General features: G+C 62.5%; 19 protein-coding genes. 7 read left to right on the forward strand and 12 right to left on the reverse strand.

What is annotated here, in order from left to right; genetic code table 11:
* Window positions 1-166: 166 nt before the first annotated feature.
* From ACFT1A_RS18795 to ACFT1A_RS18835, 9 genes are read right to left on the reverse strand one after another with little or no spacing between them, the layout of a single operon-like run.
* Complete coding sequence (locus ACFT1A_RS18795; RefSeq protein ID WP_378448196.1) at window positions 167-706, reverse strand: hypothetical protein; 540 nt, start codon at window positions 704-706, stop codon at window positions 167-169.
* The gene (locus ACFT1A_RS18800) at window positions 703-1,953 is read right to left on the reverse strand and encodes an MlaD family protein (protein ID WP_378448197.1); all 1,251 of its coding nucleotides are present in this window, start codon (window positions 1,951-1,953) and stop codon (window positions 703-705) included. Before ACFT1A_RS18800 ends, ACFT1A_RS18795 begins: the two co-directional genes overlap by 4 nt.
* Window positions 1,950-3,023 carry an MCE family protein gene (locus tag ACFT1A_RS18805; protein ID WP_378448198.1) on the reverse strand — a complete coding sequence of 358 codons (1,074 nt, stop codon included), beginning with the start codon at window positions 3,021-3,023 and terminating at the stop codon, window positions 1,950-1,952. The genes ACFT1A_RS18800 and ACFT1A_RS18805 overlap by 4 nt, the downstream gene beginning before the upstream one ends.
* Window positions 3,023-4,102 carry an MCE family protein gene (locus ACFT1A_RS18810; protein ID WP_378448199.1) on the reverse strand — a complete coding sequence of 360 codons (1,080 nt, stop codon included), beginning with the start codon at window positions 4,100-4,102 and terminating at the stop codon, window positions 3,023-3,025. The genes ACFT1A_RS18805 and ACFT1A_RS18810 overlap by 1 nt, the downstream gene beginning before the upstream one ends.
* Window positions 4,099-5,091, reverse strand: coding sequence for an MCE family protein (locus ACFT1A_RS18815; RefSeq protein WP_378448200.1), 993 nt, complete (start codon window positions 5,089-5,091; stop codon window positions 4,099-4,101). The genes ACFT1A_RS18810 and ACFT1A_RS18815 overlap by 4 nt, the downstream gene beginning before the upstream one ends.
* The gene (locus ACFT1A_RS18820; RefSeq protein ID WP_378448201.1) at window positions 5,088-6,098 is read right to left on the reverse strand and encodes an MCE family protein; all 1,011 of its coding nucleotides are present in this window, start codon (window positions 6,096-6,098) and stop codon (window positions 5,088-5,090) included. The genes ACFT1A_RS18815 and ACFT1A_RS18820 overlap by 4 nt, the downstream gene beginning before the upstream one ends.
* Entirely contained in the window at window positions 6,095-7,279 is a 1,185-nt protein-coding gene (locus ACFT1A_RS18825; protein WP_378448202.1) for an MCE family protein, read from the reverse strand. Before ACFT1A_RS18825 ends, ACFT1A_RS18820 begins: the two co-directional genes overlap by 4 nt.
* Window positions 7,276-8,121 carry an MlaE family ABC transporter permease gene (locus ACFT1A_RS18830; RefSeq protein ID WP_378448203.1) on the reverse strand — a complete coding sequence of 282 codons (846 nt, stop codon included), beginning with the start codon at window positions 8,119-8,121 and terminating at the stop codon, window positions 7,276-7,278. Before ACFT1A_RS18830 ends, ACFT1A_RS18825 begins: the two co-directional genes overlap by 4 nt.
* A complete protein-coding gene (locus ACFT1A_RS18835; RefSeq protein WP_378448204.1) occupies window positions 8,121-8,987 on the reverse strand; it encodes an MlaE family ABC transporter permease in 867 nt (288 codons plus the stop codon). The genes ACFT1A_RS18830 and ACFT1A_RS18835 overlap by 1 nt, the downstream gene beginning before the upstream one ends.
* Window positions 8,988-9,215: 228 nt before the next feature.
* On the opposite strand from ACFT1A_RS18835, the gene ACFT1A_RS18840 reads away from it, so the two are divergent.
* Both ACFT1A_RS18840 and ACFT1A_RS18845 read left to right on the forward strand, forming a co-directional pair.
* Window positions 9,216-9,845, forward strand: coding sequence for a carbonic anhydrase (locus ACFT1A_RS18840; protein ID WP_317551648.1), 630 nt, complete (start codon window positions 9,216-9,218; stop codon window positions 9,843-9,845).
* 97 nt (window positions 9,846-9,942) lie between these two features.
* A complete protein-coding gene (locus ACFT1A_RS18845) occupies window positions 9,943-10,686 on the forward strand; it encodes a DUF4232 domain-containing protein (RefSeq protein ID WP_378448205.1) in 744 nt (247 codons plus the stop codon).
* Between the two features lie 25 nt (window positions 10,687-10,711).
* Here the strand turns inward: ACFT1A_RS18845 and disA are convergent, their stop codons facing one another.
* Window positions 10,712-11,797 (reverse strand): DNA integrity scanning diadenylate cyclase DisA, encoded by a 1,086-nt coding sequence (gene disA / locus ACFT1A_RS18850; protein ID WP_024487741.1) that lies wholly within the window; start codon window positions 11,795-11,797, stop codon window positions 10,712-10,714.
* A gap of 96 nt (window positions 11,798-11,893) precedes the next feature.
* Between disA and ACFT1A_RS18855 the strand changes: the two genes are divergently transcribed.
* Entirely contained in the window at window positions 11,894-12,454 is a 561-nt protein-coding gene (locus tag ACFT1A_RS18855) for a PaaI family thioesterase (protein ID WP_378448206.1), read from the forward strand.
* 23 nt (window positions 12,455-12,477) lie between these two features.
* Here ACFT1A_RS18855 and radA read toward each other — a convergent pair whose 3' ends face one another.
* Together radA and ACFT1A_RS18865 are read right to left on the reverse strand one after the other, a co-directional pair.
* Entirely contained in the window at window positions 12,478-13,911 is a 1,434-nt protein-coding gene (gene radA, locus ACFT1A_RS18860) for a DNA repair protein RadA (RefSeq protein ID WP_378448207.1), read from the reverse strand.
* A gap of 98 nt (window positions 13,912-14,009) precedes the next feature.
* On the reverse strand, window positions 14,010-14,645 hold the full coding sequence (locus tag ACFT1A_RS18865; RefSeq protein WP_378448208.1) for a hypothetical protein: 636 nt from the start codon (window positions 14,643-14,645) through the stop codon (window positions 14,010-14,012).
* A 265-nt stretch (window positions 14,646-14,910) separates the two neighbouring features.
* Here ACFT1A_RS18865 and carD point away from each other — a divergent pair, with 265 nt between their 5' ends.
* Genes carD through cysS form a run of 4 tightly spaced genes read left to right on the forward strand, consistent with a single transcriptional unit; the run spans window position 14,911 to window position 18,003 of the window.
* Window positions 14,911-15,399 (forward strand): RNA polymerase-binding transcription factor CarD, encoded by a 489-nt coding sequence (gene carD, locus ACFT1A_RS18870; RefSeq protein ID WP_003945666.1) that lies wholly within the window; start codon window positions 14,911-14,913, stop codon window positions 15,397-15,399.
* Window positions 15,400-15,421: 22 nt separating this feature from the next.
* On the forward strand, window positions 15,422-16,120 hold the full coding sequence (gene ispD / locus ACFT1A_RS18875; RefSeq protein ID WP_378448209.1) for a 2-C-methyl-D-erythritol 4-phosphate cytidylyltransferase: 699 nt from the start codon (window positions 15,422-15,424) through the stop codon (window positions 16,118-16,120).
* Complete coding sequence (gene ispF, locus ACFT1A_RS18880; protein WP_095970889.1) at window positions 16,121-16,597, forward strand: 2-C-methyl-D-erythritol 2,4-cyclodiphosphate synthase; 477 nt, start codon at window positions 16,121-16,123, stop codon at window positions 16,595-16,597.
* An 11-nt stretch (window positions 16,598-16,608) separates the two neighbouring features.
* Complete coding sequence (gene cysS, locus ACFT1A_RS18885; protein ID WP_095970890.1) at window positions 16,609-18,003, forward strand: cysteine--tRNA ligase; 1,395 nt, start codon at window positions 16,609-16,611, stop codon at window positions 18,001-18,003.

The following is an 18,003-nucleotide window of genomic DNA, read 5'->3' on the forward strand; positions in this document are numbered from 1 at the left end:
CCTCGAACCTGCGCTCCCGGCCGACGAAGGACACGTCGACTTGTGGAGGCCACTTTATCGGCAGGCGCCGACACGGCCGCGTTCCGATACGGCCGCGTTCCGATACGGCCGCGTTCCGATACTGCTGCGTGCCGATACGGCCGCTTGCTGATGGCAGACCTCCCGATCACAACAACTGCACGTTGCTCAGTTTCCACTCGCCGTCTTCGCGCACCAGTGAGAGTTGCATGCGGTTGCGGTCGATCCTCGGATCGGGGGAGTTGGTGTTGGTGATCGTTTGATCGAGGAAAACGAGTACTTCGGCGTTGTCGCGGTCACTGCTCGCCAGCCCGGCTGAGATGATCTGAGCGGACGAGGTCGCTTGGTACTGCACGATCATGTTCTGCAGGTTGGCTGCCACTTGGGCGTACTGGCCGGCGAACTCTCCGACGGAGTTGTCTCGCACCACGGAGAGATTCTGATCGAGGTTCTCGAAGTTGTAGGTCGCGAGGTCGGTGGCGAATTGCCGGCCGCTCTCCAGTGCGCTGGTGCGGGCGTCGTCGTCGACGGATTTCTGCCAGGTCGCGAATGCACCCCATCCGAGCGCAGCGACGAGGACCAGGACGCCGGCAATGATCACTACGGTCTGCTTGCGAAACCGCTTGGGCTTGTCGACGATTGCGGGTGTTTGGGGCTCGAGTGTCTGGGGTTCAGCTGTCTCGGTCATTGCGTTCCTTGAACTAGTAGTGCGGCAAACGAGTTGTCACCGAGAACGGTGTTCTGACCACCGTTGAGGCCCAGGCGAATCGATGTTCCGTCCCCGGTCGCGACTGTGCCGACGGCAGGATCGTATTGCGCGACCCCGTCGATCGTTCCAGTGTTTGCTCCGGTTGCGGTGGGGATGTTCTGCGAACCTCGGTTCTGGATGCGACCCGACTGGTCCGTGCAGTGTTGGTTCTTGTCGATTGTGGTCGGTGAGGTGTCCTGTACCGATCGCCGGGGTGTGTCGTAGAGGCAGACCGGACCGAGTGCTGTGATCAGATCAAGTTGCGCGCGTCCGTCTTTGACGATGCTTCCGAACTTTTCGAAACCTTTCGGGACCACCACCAACAGGGCGTCGACGGCGGGCATCCGTGCGGTGACGATCTGGGTGGAGACGAGGGAATTGGCCAACAGCAGACTGAACGGTTCACGGCTCTGCTCGATGAGAGGGAGTATCTGATTGTCGAGAACGCTCGGGCTTCGATCGAGGAGTGTGCGCAGTTGCGGATCGGAGTTTCGTACCTGATCTGTCAATTGGCGAAGTGTGAGTGCAACTTCGGGAAGAGCATCGACGTTGTCTTCGTTCGCGGCGAAGAGTGAACGCGAATTCTGTACGAGTGTGTTGACTTGCGGTTGATCGGCTCGGACAGTGCGCGCGAGTACGTCGAAGTTGTCGACGAGAGCCTGTAGATCCGGACCCGATCCGTTCAATCCCTCACCGAGTTCGTGCGAGAGGGTCCGCAGGTCTGCCGGATCGACGGTGTCGGCAGCAGCGTTGAAATTCGCGATGACGGTTCCCAACGCGACCGGGATCGACGTGCGGTCAGCCGGAACCACCGAACCTTCGGCGAGGTAGGGACCGCCGTCGGTCTGCGAGGACAACTGAACTTTCAGTACCGGAACTGCGGTGTCCTGGCTGATGGCCGCATGCGAATCGTTGGGGATCTGTTGGTCGGCGGCGATGCTCAACGTCATCACGACGAGGTCCCGGGCGGAGTCCACCTGCACCGACTCGACGTCGCCGACGGTGACTCCGCGGTATGCCACTTCCGAACCTGGTGCGATTCCGGCCGCGTTCTCCAATTCGACGGTGACCGAGTAGGTTCCGGTGAACGGATCTCCGGCACCTACTTGCCGGAGTACGTACGTCGTGCTGATCACCGCGATGAGGAGGAAGGCCACGATCTCGAAATAGACGGTTCGGTTCTTCATCGCGCGCCTCCTTGCAGGGGTGTCGTGATCGGCAGCTCCCGGTCGGAGGCCGGCAGAGGCGGCAGTGGCGGTGCGGCACCGGGAATGATCTCGTTGAGCACTCCGGTCACTGTTCCCTCGAGATCGACGTCGAGGTCGATGTTCACGTAGTCACCGGGGCTGGCGCGTTCGAGGAGCACTCTCGCGTTGTCCAGGTTGGTCATCGTCTCACCCAGTGTCGGGCCCATCGCCGAGAACTGGTCGAGGATGGGTGAGAGTCGATCGGTGATGTCGGAAATCTGGTCGGCCGATTGATCGAGGACGGAATTGGTTGCGGTACTGAGCCTGTCGGTCTCATCGAGAAGGTCCAGCAGTGGTTGTCGTTGGTCGGAGACAACACCCAAGGCAGGGGTCAGTGCGCGCAACCCTTCGTCGATGGTGGCGCTTTCGTCACCGATCAAGGCGCTGAGCCGATTCAGTGAGTCCAGGGCCGAGTTGATCGATTCTTTTCGGTTTTCGAGTGTTCCGAGAAAAGCGTCAAGGCGCGCAAGCAGATCGCGGATCGTCTCGTCCCTGCCGTCGAGAATCTGATCAGCCTCGCTGACGATGTTCTTGACCTGCGCCAACCCGCTGCCGTTCAACAGAGTTCCGACGGCGCCGAGTAGTTGTGCGACGTCGGGCCCGCGCACGGTCTCCGATCGCTTGATGGTGGAACCTGGTTCGAGGACGGGGCCGGTCGCATCGGCCGGAACTTCGAGGTTGACGAATGCATCGCCGATCGGGGTTGACAGCTCGATTCGGGCGCGGGTTCCGATGGGTAGTTCGATATCGGACTCGATGTCGGTATGGACGACGGCGGCAAAGGTTTCCGCGCTCATCGAGGTGACTTTGCCGACGACAGCCTGCCCGATCCGTACCTCGCCGCCGACGGGAAGTAGTGACGCGTCGTCGAACTCCATGTTCAACGGGTACGACTGTCCTGGCAGTCCGCGACCGAGGGGGAGATGCTGGAAGTTGAGACTGCAGCCAGTCAAGGGCGCTGCGATGGCAAGTGCCACAACAATGCTCGCCACGGACCTGTTCGACGCCATCAGTTGCCTCCACCCAGGATGCGTGCCAGCTCGGAACTGCCTGCGGAAGGGAATTCGATGGGATTGACGATTCCCGGCCCGGTGCACAGTGGAATCGGCATCTTCTCGCACAGTGCTCGTGTCGTGTCGAACTGTGAGAGATCGGTGGCGATGTCCAAGCGGCCGCGTGCTCTGCCGTCTTCGGTGACGAGGTTGGCGACATTCTCGAATCCCGTTGGTGCCGTTTCGATGATCTCGCGCAGTTGGTCCTGCTTGGTCGCTACTGCTCCGGTCAACTGTGCGAGCGCACCCAGGTCGGCGGTGACCCTCTCGCCGTGTTCGGCGAGTAGCGCCGAGACCTGTCCGAGCAATGTGGTCAGGGAATCGAGCGCCCCGCTGATGTCTTCGCGTTGTTCGCTGAACGTGCGGGCGGTCACTGTCACCGAGTTCGACAGCGAATCGACCTGGGTCTGGTTGTCCGCGATCAACTGCACGAGGGTGTTCAGGTTCCTCACCAGCTCGGAGATGTCAGGACTTGCACCCGCCAGCACCGAACTTGCCTGTGAGATGGACTGCACGGCATCGTGAAATGCTTGCCCGTTGCCGTCCACCGCGTGGGCGCCTTCTCCGATGAGGTCACCAATCCCACCGCCGTCGGCGCCAGGGCCGAGCGCGACCGTCAGTTCGTTCACCGAAGCAGTGAGCTGGTCCCACGTCAGAGGAGAGTGAGTGCGTTCGAGAGGGATCACCGCGCCGTTGGTGAGGAACTCACCGTCTTCGTAGCCGGGGCCGAGTTCGATCGTGCGGTCACTGATGACCGAAGGAGAGAGGACCCAGGCCTGCGCGTCGGCTGGCACGCGTGTTCCCGGTGGCAGGCTCAGTGTCACCCGTACCCGGGGCCCGTCCGGTGTGACGCTCTCGACTCTCCCGCTGGGAACTCCCAGAATTGTCACCGTGTTGCCGGTGAAGATGGCATCGGTGGAAGTGAATTCGGCAGTGAGAGTGAGTCGGTGCTCGTCACGCGTGACGAACAGGATCGCGCCGATCGCGCAGATCACTATTGCGGCCAGAGCAGCAAGTTTCTTGACGGTCGTGGTCATCGGCACCCCTGAACAAGCCCTACGACGCACAACCAGTTGTCCGGGATGAGCGTGGAGGGTGAGTTGAGATCGAGCCAGTTGCCGTTGCCGGTCGCGTTGGTGACGTAGCGGACGCTGGGCGCGAAGTTGTCGAGCAGCGTGGTCAGCGATTGTTCGTTCTCGGACAGAACTCCCGTCACCTCGTGGATGTCTCCCATGACCGAGTCGACCAAAGCCTGGTTGTCACCGAGGAACTGGGCAATGGTGGTACTCAACTGATTCAGGTCTTGTACAAGGGCATTCAACACGTCTCGCCGGTCGGCGATCGTGGCCATCACCAGATCTGCATTTCCCAGAAGGGTTTGCAGAGTGTCCTTCTGCTCGATCAGGGTTGTCGTGGTCTGCTGCGCCCCGGTGAGAAGGGAGCGCAGTGCATTGTCATTGTCGTTGACGACCCCGGAGAGTGCGTCGATTCCCTCGAGTGAGCGGCGGATGAGTTCGGGATCGTTCGGTGAGTTGTCGGAGACCACGGTCAGCATGTTTCGCAGTTGTTGCAGATCAAGGTTTTCCGACGTGGATTGTGCGCTGCGTCCGAGGTCGTCGAGAGTGAACGGAACACTGGTGTTCGTGATGGGGATGGTCGAACCTGCGGGCAAGGAGCGCGATCCGTTCGGGGTGATGTCGAGCGAGCGTCGGCCGAGCAGAGTCGAGATCTTGATGTCCGCACGCGAGTCTTCGCCGAGAGTGACGCCGTCGTCGAGTCGGAAGGTGACGTCAACGGAGTTGCCGCTGACCGCCAACGACGTGACTACCCCGCTCGGAACTCCTGCGACGTTGACCGGATCGTCTCGCGTCAACCCGGTGGCGTTGGCAAATACGGCGTGGTACTCGTTGGTCTTGACCTTCAAGATCAGTTGAGGGACAACAAGTGCGGCCAGAACGACTCCGACTCCGACGAGAATGCAGATGATTCCGTTGCGGACCGGGTTCTTGACGGTGAGCCAGTTCATCGACACACCGCCGAGCGCTCGGGACCACCCAGTGCCACCGATTGACCCAGCGCACTGAGTCGAAAGTTGCAGATGTAGATGTTCGCCCAACTGCCGTAGCTCATTGCGATTCCCAACTGAGTGAACAGTTGATCGAAGGCGGTGATACCTGTCGCGAGCGAGTCGCGATTGTCGACGACGGCGCGGGCCGACTGATCGATGGAGGTCAGTGTGCCCGCCAAGTCAGGCTCGACCCGCGTGACCAAGTCCTGAAGGGAAGAGGTCAGGGCGCCTGCGGAATCCACTGCGGCCGAGATCTGTTGGCGGTCCTGTGCCAAACCGCCGACCAGTGTGTCGAGGGTGGTGATCATCTCGACGAAGTTGGGTCGATTCGTCGTGGTGACGGTCAGTACCCGGTCGAGGTTGGTCAGTAGCTGGTCCAGGATCGCGTCGCGGGACGTCAAGTTCTCGGTGACGGCAACGGTGCGCTCGAGCAGGCTCTCGATGGTGGAACCTTGTCCTTGGAATACCTGCACGACGTGTCCGGCAAGCTCGTTGACTTCTGCGGGGTCGAGTGCGTCGAACAGTGGACGGAAGCCACCGAGGATGTCGGTGAGGTCGATCGCCGGCTGAGTCCGTTCCACCGGAATGGTGGCCCCGGGGGAGAGGTAGTTGCCGGTTGCTCGTTCGTGTGGGTCTGATTCGATCGAAATCGTTCGTGCCCCCAACAGATCCGCATACCTCACCACCGCTCGACCGTCGGTTGGAATGCGTTGTGTGGATTCGAGTTCGAAACCGACGACGGCTTGATTGTTCACCAACTCGACGCTCTCGACGCGCCCGACTCGGACCCCGGCGATCTGTACGTCACTGCCCGTGACCAGACCGGAGGCATTGACGAAGACGGCCTGGTACTGCGAACTCGGCCCGGAGACGGGGTTGATCAGGGTGCTCACCACGATCACGGTGGCGAGAATCGACAGTGCGGCAAACACTCCGAATCTGATCAGAGACTTCTTCACGCTCATTCGCCCACCACCGTCGTGCCACGAAGTACCGGTCCGGCCACCAGAGTGTCCAACGCTGTACCGCCTTGGGTGAGAGCTGCGATCAGAGACTGTTCGACGGGACTGCCGACCGGTCCGACGGTTCCACCGAACGCGGCAGCGGCGGCAGGGCAGTTGGGGCCGCGGGCCGCGTCGTATTGTGGGCAGTCGGTTTTGCCGTACGGATACAGATCTGTGACGGACAGCCGCAGGTCGGTGCTCAGCCATGGCCCGTGTGTCAACGCGGGCGGAAGCTTGATCGTGAGATTGCGCAGGCCGGTGTAGAAGGTTGTGATGTGGTCGGGTCGTGAAGTGATTGCGCCGGTGAGGGAATCGGCGTCGTCGATCACGGTGATCATGCGGTCACGATTGTCACCGATCACAGTCGCGGCAGCAGAGCCCGTGCTGGTACCGGCTCGCAGAAGCGCCGCCAATCCGTCGGATTTCTCGACGACGGTTTTGGATGTGGTGATGGAGTTCTCGAATGCGGCGAGCATGTCCGGCGCACTCGACGAGAGACTGTCGGCGAGGGTGGCTATGTCGTCGAGGTCGTCACCGAGCCCGTCGATGACGGGCTGCGCACCGACCAAGGCGTGGTGAACTGAATCGAGAGATTCACCGATCTGGGTTCCCTTGCCGCTCATCGCGTCCGAGACTGCCGTGAGCGCGACGTTGATGTCGGCGGGGTCGAGGGAAGAAACGAGCGAGTAGATCCGCGAGATCGATTGGTAGAGCTGGACCGCGACCTCGGACTGATCCGATACCAACTCCGTACCCGGCGCGAGAGCAGGGCCACGGGAGAGTCCGTCGGGTTGAATCAGGTCTACGAAGAAGTCGCCGAAGATGTTGCGGGGCATCAGCCTCACCTGACTCGTCGACGGTATGTCCTCGAACGCACCCTCGTCGATTGCGAGTGAGACGGTGGACGCGGTGGTGCCCGGCTCGATGTCGGCTACCGTTCCGACTACGACGCCGCGGTACTGAACAGACGATCCGACGCGCAGCGCACCGGCGGCGGCGGGGACGACAGCGCTGACCTGAGGTGTGGAACCGAACGTGTCCGTTCCCCTGCTGAACAGGAAGACGTAGGCGATGATCAGCAAGACGACGGCAAGTAAACCCCGCAGTGCCAGCGTGATTCGGCTGGTGTTCGTGACGATCATCCGGTCAACCCGGGTACTTGAGGCTTGAGTCCCCACAGCGCAATGGTCATCGCGACGTCGGTGAAAGCAAGGAAGACGATGCTGGTGCGCAAGGCTCGCCCGGCGGCTCGTCCGACGCCTTCGGGGCCACCTGTGGCGGTGTAACCGTAGTAGCAGTGCACGAGGGTCACCACGACTGCGAACACCATCACTTTTATCAGTGACAGCCAGATGTCGTTGGGGGAGAGGAAAAGACTGAAGTAGTACCCATACGTTCCCTCGGACTGTCCCTTGACCCGGATCACCGCAAGCGCCGTTGCCATGTACGAGGCAAACAGGCCGACGAGGTACAGCGGGACCACCGCGATCAGTGCCGCGATCATTCGGGTGGTGACCAGATACCGCAGTGAGGGAATCGCCATGACCTCGAGTGCGTCGATTTCCTCGGAGATCCGCATGGCGCCGAGTTGCGCGGTGAATCCGGTTCCGACTTTGGCTGCCAAGGTGATTGCGGCAACGAGCGGTGCGACCTCGCGAGTGTTCGCGATGGCGGACATCACCCCCGACAGTGGAGCGAGGCCGACGAGGTTGAGCCCGCGGTAGCCCTCGAGTCCGATCTGGGAACCGGCGAAGAACGAGATCGCGAAGATGACGACGACGCTGCCGCCGCCGGCGAGCAGGGTGCCCGAACCGAATGCCACCTGCGCGACCAGACGGGCCACTTCACGCCAGTAGCGCTGCAGGGTTGCCGGAATCGAGGTGATCACGCGCGCGTGGAAGGTGAACTGATCGCCGAGTCGACTCAACCCGTCGACGGTTCGCGAACTGACCCGCTTGGCACGAATTGCGATGGGAAGGTGCATCAGTAGGCGCCTTTCACCGAGACGAACAGCGGGTAGAACTGGGTGATCGCGAGGTTGGCGACGAACACGAGGACAAACGAGAGCACCACGGTCTCGTTGACGGCATCGCCGACGCCTTGGGCTCCACGCTTGACGGTCAAGCCCTTGTAGCAGGCCACGATTCCCGAGATGAGAGCAAAGGCAACGGCTTTGATGCCGGAGACGACGAAGTCGCTGGGTTGACTGAATTGAACGAGATTGCGGAGGAAGCTCTGTGCGTTGCCGTCGAGTATCAGGACGTGAACGAAGAGGCTTGCGCCCAAACCGATTACGAGGACTATCGAATTCAGTAGGAGGCAGACGATCGCGATCGCGATCATCCGGGGCACGACCAGGCGTTCGAGCACGGGTAGACCCAGCACTTCGAGGGCGTCGATTTCTTCGCGGATCGTTCGCGCTCCCAGGTCTGCGCAGATCGCGGAACCGCCGACGCCGGCGATGATCAGGGCGCACACCAGCGGTCCGGCCTGTCCGATGATGAGAAACGCGACGACGGCACCGCTGTACGCACCCGCGCCGATTTGATCTGCCAGCGCACCGATTTGCAGTGCTACTCCCACACCGAGGGGAATCATCACCAACGCCGACGCGACCGAGGTGACATGGGCGAGAAACCACATCTGGTCGAGTGCTTCACGCCAGGCGAGGCGCCTGCGTCGCAGGGTCGTGACCGCAGCAACGCACACGCGCACGGTGAAGGTGAACAGCAGTCCGATCTCGGAGAGCAGGTTCGAGAACATATTCGTCTTGGCAGGGGAGGCAGGTGGTGCGTCCCCGATTGTTCCGACCTCGGGGTCGTCTCCGGTGGTTTCAATTTCGGTGCTCACGTCATCCCCCTTTCCGGCCGAATCGTTCTGGTCGGGTTTCTTCGGTCACACTCGGATGCTCGAAGTGCTCCAGGTCACGTTCGGAGACGGTATCAGTAAACTGACTCTGAAGTAAGTTCCAATTCGGATGCTTCATCACAAGGTGTGAATGTCGACGCGGAACTTTCGTTTGCGTCTACGCAACCTTCCCGGCGAGAGTCCGAAATGCGGCGGGTGCACAATGAGTGAATGCCACGATCAAGCCCCATTTCCGCTTGGAAGTCCCTTCGCGAAGGCAACGAGCGATTTGTCAACGACGCATCCATCCATCCCAGCCAGGGAATCGCCGATCGCGCGAAACTCGTCGACGGGCAGCACCCCACAGCGGTTCTGTTCGGTTGCGGTGATTCGCGCGTAGCCGCCGAGATCATCTTCGACCAGGGCCTCGGCGACATGTTCGTCGTGCGTACGGCCGGTCATGTACTCGACGATTCGGTTCTCGGTTCGATCGAGTACGCCGTTCACGTGCTCAACGTGCCGCTCATCGTCGTCCTCGGGCACGACGGTTGCGGTGCTGTGAAGGCAACGCTCGACGCCCTGGACAAGGGCGCAGTTCCCGATGGATTCATCCGCAGTGTGGTCGAGCGTGTTGCCCCGTCCATCCTGATGGGCCGCAACGAAGGCTTGTCCACCGTCGACGAACTCGAAGGCCGTCACGTCGTGGAGACCGGCTCGCTGATCATGCAGAGGTCCCGGATCATCGCCGACAAAGTGGACAACGGTGCCTGCGCGATCGTCGGCGTCACGTACACGTTGTCCGACGGTCACATGCGAGTTCAGGGCGCTGTCGGCGACATCGGCGAGAGCGTCGAGGGATAGATCTTCCGGGGCAGTGACACCTGGCACCGGACAATGGGTACCGACACGCCGCCTCAGCTGACGGTTAGTCGACCCTGCGCCAACTACCGTTGAGTCCGTGTTGGAACCGAATGGACCACTGCCCCCTGAGATCTACTGGCGTCGCCGGGCGCTGGCCATCGGTGCTGCCGTTATTGCGCTGGCGTTGATCATCTGGGCGGCGTCCGCCCTCTTCGGCGGTGGAAGTGATACCCCGGAGGCCGATTCGGCCGCTGCGAGTTCCTCGCTGACAACAGACGTCTCGTTCACTCCCAACCCTTCCGGATCCAACGCGCCGGCCGGTGACGGTGGTTCGGGTGGGGGCGCCGCCGGTGGATCGGGCGGTTCGGGCACGCAAGCTTCGGGATCGTCGACATCGGCGTCGTCTTCGTCGACCACCGGCGCCCCGGTTCCGGCGGGTCAGTGTGCCGACTCGTCGCTGGCAGTCAAGGCAACCGCAGACAAGGCGACCTTCGCTCCCGGCGAAGAGCCGTCGTTCACGATCGTCATCACCAATATCGGGTCGGCACCCTGTGATCGAGATCTGGCGGGCGGCCTTCAGCAGGTGCTCGTCTACAGCATCGACGGAAAGACCCGTCTGTGGTCCAACGTCGACTGCTACCCGCAGCCCGCTGCCGACGTGCGCAATCTCGCTCCGGGTGAGCAAGCCGCGTTCAAGGTCGCCTGGTCGGCCACGACGTCGAACCCCGAGTGCGCGACCGCGCAGAACCCCGAGCGCAATCCGGTGGGCGCAGGCGCGTACACGGTTGTCGGTCAGCTCGGCGCATTGCGAAGCTCCCCGGAGCCGTTCAACATCGCGTGAGAGCGAGCGAGCGGCGAACGGTTGGCTAGTTGAACGATCCGGTGATCGACGTCTCCGCGAGCCGGGACAGTCCCTCACGGATGTGACGGGCCCACAGCCCGCCGATGCCCTCGACCGACTGCAGATCGGCAGCCGTAGCGGCCAGCAGCGACTGGAGAGTGCCGAAGGATCCGACCAACCGGTGGATCTGATGGAACTGCAATCGAGGTACACGCATCAGTACGCGGTATCCGCGAGGGGTCATCGGGGTGTCGAGGGCTTCGATCGTGCCCGGATAACCGAGAACACGCGCAAGCGTCGTGAGATCGAGTAGGTCGGCGTCGGTGACGCGATCGAGCGCGACGAGGACGTTGTCCATCGCCGCGGTACCGATGGGTTCGGGGCCGGCAAGGTAATCCCGAACGATCAGTTGACGTGCAATGTCGTTGTCGCCGACCAGTTCTTCGAGCTGCAGTGCCAGCTGGCGACCGTCGGTGCCGAGCTCGAGGACGTCCTGCTCGATCTCGATCGACACACGGCGAACCATTTCGAGTCGCTGTACGACGGTCAACGCGTCGCGCAGGGTCACGAAATCCTCGATTTCGACGACCGACAGTTGCCGTGTCACTTCGTCGAGGCGCGCTTTGTATCGTTCGAGCGTCGCGACGGCCTGGTTGGCGCGCGAAAGTATGGTGGCCGAGCCGTCGATGACGTGCCGGATACCGCCGACGTACACACTGACGATCGACATCGATTGACTGACCGACACCACGGGATATCCGGTTTGAATCGCCGTGCGCTCGGCGGCACGGTGCCTGGTGCCGGATTCGACGGTGGGAATCTTGTGATCGGGAACGAGTTGGACGTTGGCGCGCACGATGCGTGTGCCGTCCGTCGAGAGGACAACCGCGCCGTCCATCTTCGACAGCTCGCGCAATCGGGTTGGGGCGAACTCCACGTCGAGATTGAATCCGCCGTCACACAGCGCTTCCATCTCTTCGTCGTATCCGAGGACGATCAGAGCGCCGGTACGACCGCGAAGAATGCGCTCGAGCCCGTCTCGCAACGCGGTACCCGGCGCCAACCTGGCGATGGTCTCTCGCAATGCCGACGACGACTGTGTGTCCGCCATCGCACTGATCATTGAGAAACTCCCTGCTGAGGTCGATGTCACTTCGGTCGGGTCCGATGCCTGTGCCGGACTGATCCCCGTTTAGATTACCTATCCATGAGTAGTACCTGGACCCTGCCTGACGACCTGACCCTCCCGGAGCCGACCGAATTCTTTCCGGCCGCCGGCGAGAAGCTGCCTCAGCACTGGTCGAAATGCTTCGGCTGCGGCGACGACCAGCCTGCGGGAATGGCGATGAGTTTCAGGGCCGGTGACGGGCTGGAAGTGACCGGCCGTCTGGAGGTCGCCAAGAAGTATCAGGGCGGTCCGGGAGTTATTCACGGCGGCATTTTGTCGACGGCCTTCGACGAGGCTCAGGGCATGGCATGCATGGCTCTCGGCTCGCCGGTGGTGACCGGGCACCTCGAGATCGACTTCGCCCGACCGATCCCGTTGGGATCGGTGCTCGAGTTTCGGGCTCGCATCGACGGCGTTTTGCGTCGCAAGGTCTACACCAGCGCGGAAGCGGTCATCGTCGAAGGCCCGACAGCGGATCCGGACGCGGTAGTGGGGACGTCCCGAGGACTGTTCCTGACCATCACCTCGGAACACTTCGCCAAGACCAAGGAGTTTGTGGACGGCGAACCGACTTCCCCGTTCGGCACCTCGTCGGTCTGAAGCGGTAGTCGTCCGCAGGCCGGTCACTTCACCGGCGTGAGCTTGGGGCGAGACGGGGCTTGTTTGCCGCCCATCAATCCGGCGTAAGCCAACGCCTCGGCCAGATTCGCGACTTCGTTGACCCGCATGCCGGGAATGTTCGGGCCGGAATCGACCGGCACGATCGCGCTGGTGAATCCCAAGCGGGCAGCTTCGATCAGGCGCCGGTTCACGCCGGCAACTCGCCGAACTTCCCCGGCGAGTCCGACCTCGCCGAGGATGACGAGCCCCTTGGGAACGGGTTTGGCCTTCACCGCAGAGGCGACGGCGATGGCGAGAGCCAGATCTGCGCCCGGCTCGGTCATCCGCATTCCACCCACGGTCGCGGCGTAGACGTCGGCCTTCGAGATCGACACTCCGACGCGGCGCTCCAACACGGCCAGAACCATAGCCACACGGGCGGTGTCCAGTCCGCTGACGGCACGGCGAGGTGTCGGCAGGGGTGTGGTGGCGACGAGTGCTTGAACTTCACCGAGCAGCGGACGCTTACCGTCCATCATCACGGTGACGGCAGTACCTTCCACGGCCTCTTCACGGTGGTGAAGGAAAAGGCCGGACGGATCGCTGATCTCGTTGATGCCCTGCTCGCTCAGTTCGAAGCATCCCACTTCGTCGGCCGCGCCGAACCTGTTCTTGACGCCACGGACCATGCGCAGGGTGGAGTGCTTGTCACCTTCGAAGTGCAGGACCACGTCCACGAGATGCTCGAGCGAACGTGGACCGGCGACGGCGCCGTCCTTGGTGACGTGGCCGATCAGAAGCACCGGGATTCCACTTGCCTTGGCCAATGAGGTCAGGGCGCTGGTCACGGCTTTGACCTGAGTCACGCCGCCGACGACTCCGTCGACGTCGGCGGCAAGCATGGTCTGCACAGAGTCGACGATGACCAGAGTTGGCTTGACCTGCTCGACGTGGCCGAGGATGGTCGCGAGATCGGATTCCGCTGCCAGGTACATCCGCTCGTGGACCGAGTTGGTGCGATCTGCCCGCAGTCGAACCTGACCGGCAGACTCCTCGCCCGTGACGTACAACGCTCGATCATCCGCGCTGCGCATCGCCCAGCGGTAGACGACCTCGAGAAGTAGCGTCGATTTCCCGACACCGGGTTCTCCCGCGAGCAGAACTACGGAACCCGGAACGACACCACCGCCGAGGACGCGGTCCAGCTCGCCGATTCCGGTGGGCTTGGCCTGCGTCGAGGTGCTGTCGATCTGTGTCAACGGGGTGGCCGGCGTCGTGGGTAGTACGGCGCTTGACCCCGCTTTCGCGAGTGAAGCGCCGGCGCGACTGGCGACGGGTGCCACGACGGCGACCTCGGTCATCGAGCCCCACGAGTCGCAGTCCGGACATCTACCGACCCATTTGGGCACTACCGACTGGCATTCGGAGCATCGGTAGTTCGATTTCACTTTGGCCACCGGGACAGACTAGAGGCGGGGTCCGACATGGACCCCGCCTCTAGTGCAATGCTGACATTGTTCTGCGAGGCGCAGTGTGCGCCTTGGTGATTCGGGGCTCAGTGCCCAGCTTCTGCAACGTCAGGCGACTTGTCCGACTCGTTGCGCTCGAGCTGCGGGCCGGCATCGACAGGCACGTCGACGGTGACCGAACCGGCCTTCTCGAACTTGAAGGTGATCGGGACGGTCAAGCCCGGGCGAACGCCTGCCTTGATGTCCTGCAGAACGACGAGAGTGAGCGCAGCGGGAGCGTCGTCGTTCTCTTCGTTGTTCTTGATCTGGGTCTCGGCCTCGGTTGCGGCGCCCTCGCCGGCGGGCAACTGACCGGCCTGCAGTGACGTCTGCGGCTTGATCGTCAAGCCGCCGACCTCTTCACCGGCGATGACGCGTGCTGCGTAATCGGTGGTGATGCTGACGAGCTTGTCCGTGGTCTCGGCGCTGTCGTTCACGATGGTGAAGGCGAGCACGGCGTTGCCGCCCGGCTCGATGCTGTATTCCTCGGACGAGGGGTAAGCGATGTGCACATTGCGCAGTGCGATCTCACCGAGGTTGGCGCTGTTGCCGTTCACGGCGGCCTGCTGGACGGCGGTCTGGCTCACCTGTCCGGAACCGCAAGCGGACAGCGCGATGGCTGCGCCTGCAGCCAGTGCAATGGCGGTAGCGACTCGACGAGTCGGCTTACGGATAGCAGTCACGATTTGTCCTCCACGGCGTCAGGTTCGCACTCCACTAGGCAGAGTAGTAGATAAGGTCCCGAAGGCTGGCCGTCGGGTCGCCACAACGGTTGTCTGCGTGGGCTTTCAGTCGGTTACACAGGGGTGCTCCAGACCAGTTGAATGCACGTACAACAAGCCCTGTCAACCCCTACGCTCGAGCAAGGATGCCCCTGACCTGCACAGTTGATGAGTGGTCGGTTCTTTCACGTGTTAAACTAGTGGAATCGAAAGGGGCACGGGACACATGATTTTCAAGGTCGGAGACACCGTCGTATACCCCCATCACGGTGCGGCGCTGATCGAAGCTATCGAAACCCGCACCATCAAGGGTGAGCAGAAGGAGTACCTGGTTCTGAAGGTCGCTCAAGGCGATCTCACAGTTCGGGTTCCTGCAGACAACGCAGAGTACGTCGGAGTTCGTGACGTGGTCGGCCAAGAAGGCCTCGACAAGGTTTTCCAGGTTCTGCGAGCACCGCACACCGAAGAGCCCACCAACTGGTCTCGTCGATACAAGGCAAATCTCGAGAAGCTTGCCTCAGGTGACGTGAACAAGGTTGCAGAAGTTGTTCGTGACCTGTGGCGTCGTGAGCAGGACCGTGGACTTTCCGCTGGTGAGAAGCGCATGCTCGCCAAGGCTCGTCAGATTCTTGTCGGAGAGCTCGCGCTCGCCGAGGGCACTGACACCGAGAAGGCAGAGACCATTCTCGACGAGGTCCTCGCGGCCGCGTCCTGACGGTAATACAACAAAGCTGACAGTGGCAGTAGTAGCCCTGGTACCTGCTGCAGGTCGGGGAGTGCGTTTGGGCGAGAAATTGCCCAAGGCATTCGTCGAACTCGGTGGGTGCACCATGCTTGCACGCGCGGTCGATGGACTCCGGAAATCCGGAGCGATCGACCGCGTTGTTGTCATTGTGCCGCCTGAGCTGGTCGAATCCGTCGTGGCAGACCTCGGCCGCGCAGCGGACGTCGACGTCGTCGGTGGTGGCGCCGAAAGAACCGATTCGGTTCGAGCCGGCCTCAGTGCTGCCGGAGACGCGGATTTCGTACTCGTGCACGACGCCGCGCGGGCATTGACGCCGCCGGCGCTGATCGCACGTGTCGTCGAAACTCTCCAGGCCGGCAGCTCCGCGGTCATTCCGGTACTTCCGGTTACCGACACGATCAAGTCGGTCGACGTACTCGGCGCAGTCACCGGTACGCCTCTTCGTTCGGAGTTGCGTGCGGTTCAAACTCCTCAGGGCTTCTCCACCGACGTCCTGCGGAGTGCGTACGACGCCGGTGATGTCGCCGCGACCGACGATGCCGCTCTGGTCGAGCGTCTCGGTGTTTCGGTGCAGACGATTCCCGGCGACGCTCTCGCCTTCAAGATCACCACTCCACTCGACCTCGTCCTTGCCCGGGCGCTCCTGATCTCGGAGACAGAGTTGAGTGCGGACTCACGGAACGGAAATTAGATGCGCGTCGGTCTCGGCACGGATGTCCACCCCATCGAGGTGGGCCGACCTTGCTGGATGGCGGGGTTGCTGTTCGAGGAAGCAGACGGGTGCTCAGGGCATTCGGACGGCGACGTCGCCGTCCACGCGCTCTGTGACGCGTTGCTCTCCGCGGCGGGCCTCGGTGACCTCGGTTCGGTTTTCGGCACCGGCAGGCCCGAATGGGACGGCGTGAGCGGCGCTCGAATGTTGGCCGAGGTTCGCCGACTGCTCGAGGAGAACCAGTTCACCGTCGGCAACGCAGCAGTGCAGGTCATCGGTAACCGCCCGAAGATCGGGCCGCGACGCGACGAGGCGCAGAGGGTGCTCTCGGACATCCTCGGCGCCCCTGTTTCGGTGTCCGCGACCACCACGGACGGCCTCGGCTTGACCGGTCGCGGCGAGGGGATCGCCGCCATGGCCACCGCGTTGGTCATGACAACCGAACACGACAGGTAAGATCGCTGGTCGTGACCCTGCGCCTATACGACACCGGTACGCGGGCCCTTCGGGATTTTGTTCCGTTGGCCCCCGGACATGCATCGGTGTACCTGTGTGGGGCGACAGTTCAGGGCGACCCTCACATCGGACACGTTCGCAGCGGCGTCGCTTTCGACGTGCTGCGACGCTGGCTGTTGGCGCACGGCAACGACGTTGCCTTCGTGCGCAACGTGACGGACATCGACGACAAGATCCTCAACAAGGCCGCCGACGCCGGCCGACCTTGGTGGGAGTGGGCGACGACGTTCGAGCGTTCGTTCACGTGGGCTTACGACCAATTGGGTGTGCTTCCCCCGTCCATCGAGCCGCGGGCCACCGGTCACGTGACGCAGATGGTCGAGATGATGGAACGCCTGATCGAGAACGGCCACGCGTACGCGGCGGGCGGTGACGTCTACTTCGACGTACAGAGCTACCCCGAGTACGGCGCGCTGTCCGGTCACAAACTCGACGACGTCCATCAGGGCGAGAGTGCGGCCGAGGGAAAGCGCGATCCCCGCGACTTCACTCTCTGGAAGGCCGTCAAGCCCGGTGAGCCCTCGTGGCCGACACCGTGGGGACCCGGCCGTCCGGGCTGGCACCTCGAGTGCTCGGCCATGGCGGAGTTCTACCTCGGCGCGGCATTCGACATACATTGCGGTGGACGCGATCTCGTCTTCCCTCACCACGAGAACGAAATCGCTCAGGCCAAGTGCGCCGGCGACGATTTCGCTCAGTACTGGCTGCACAACGGTTGGGTCACGATGAGTGGCGAGAAGATGTCCAAGTCGTTGGGCAATGTTCTCTCGGTGCCGAACGTGCTCAAGAAGGTTCGCCCGCAAGAACTTCGGTATTACCTCGGTAGTGCGCACTACCGTTCCAACCTCGAGTACTCCGACGAGGCATTGGACGAAAGTGCGAAGTCCTACCAAGGGCTCGAGTCGTTTGTCCTGCGCACACACAAGCGCGCAGGTGGGGTCGAACTCGGCACGTGGACCGAAGGTTTCGCGGCGGCTCTCGACAACGACTTGTCGGTGCCGATCGCGTTGGCCGAGATCCACGGCAAGGCGAGCGAGGGTAATTCCGCGCTTGCTGCCGGTGATCTCGACGCGGCTCGGGTGGCTGCCGGCCAGGTGCGGGCCATGCTCGCGATCCTGGGCGTCGACCCACTCGACGAGCATTGGACGCAGTCCGGTGGCGACACCGAGACGGCAATGGAAGCTTTGGACGTGTTGGTGCGGGCCGATCTCGATCGTCGGCAGCAGGCACGTACGGAAAAGAACTGGGCGGTGGCGGACGAGGTCCGCGATCGCCTCATCAAGGCGGGTATCGAAGTAACCGATACTCCCGACGGACCCGAATGGTCCCTTAAGGCAGGGCAGTAA

This window comes from Rhodococcus sp. NPDC057135 (assembly GCF_042670865.1).
GTDB lineage: Bacteria > Actinomycetota > Actinomycetes > Mycobacteriales > Mycobacteriaceae > Rhodococcus_F.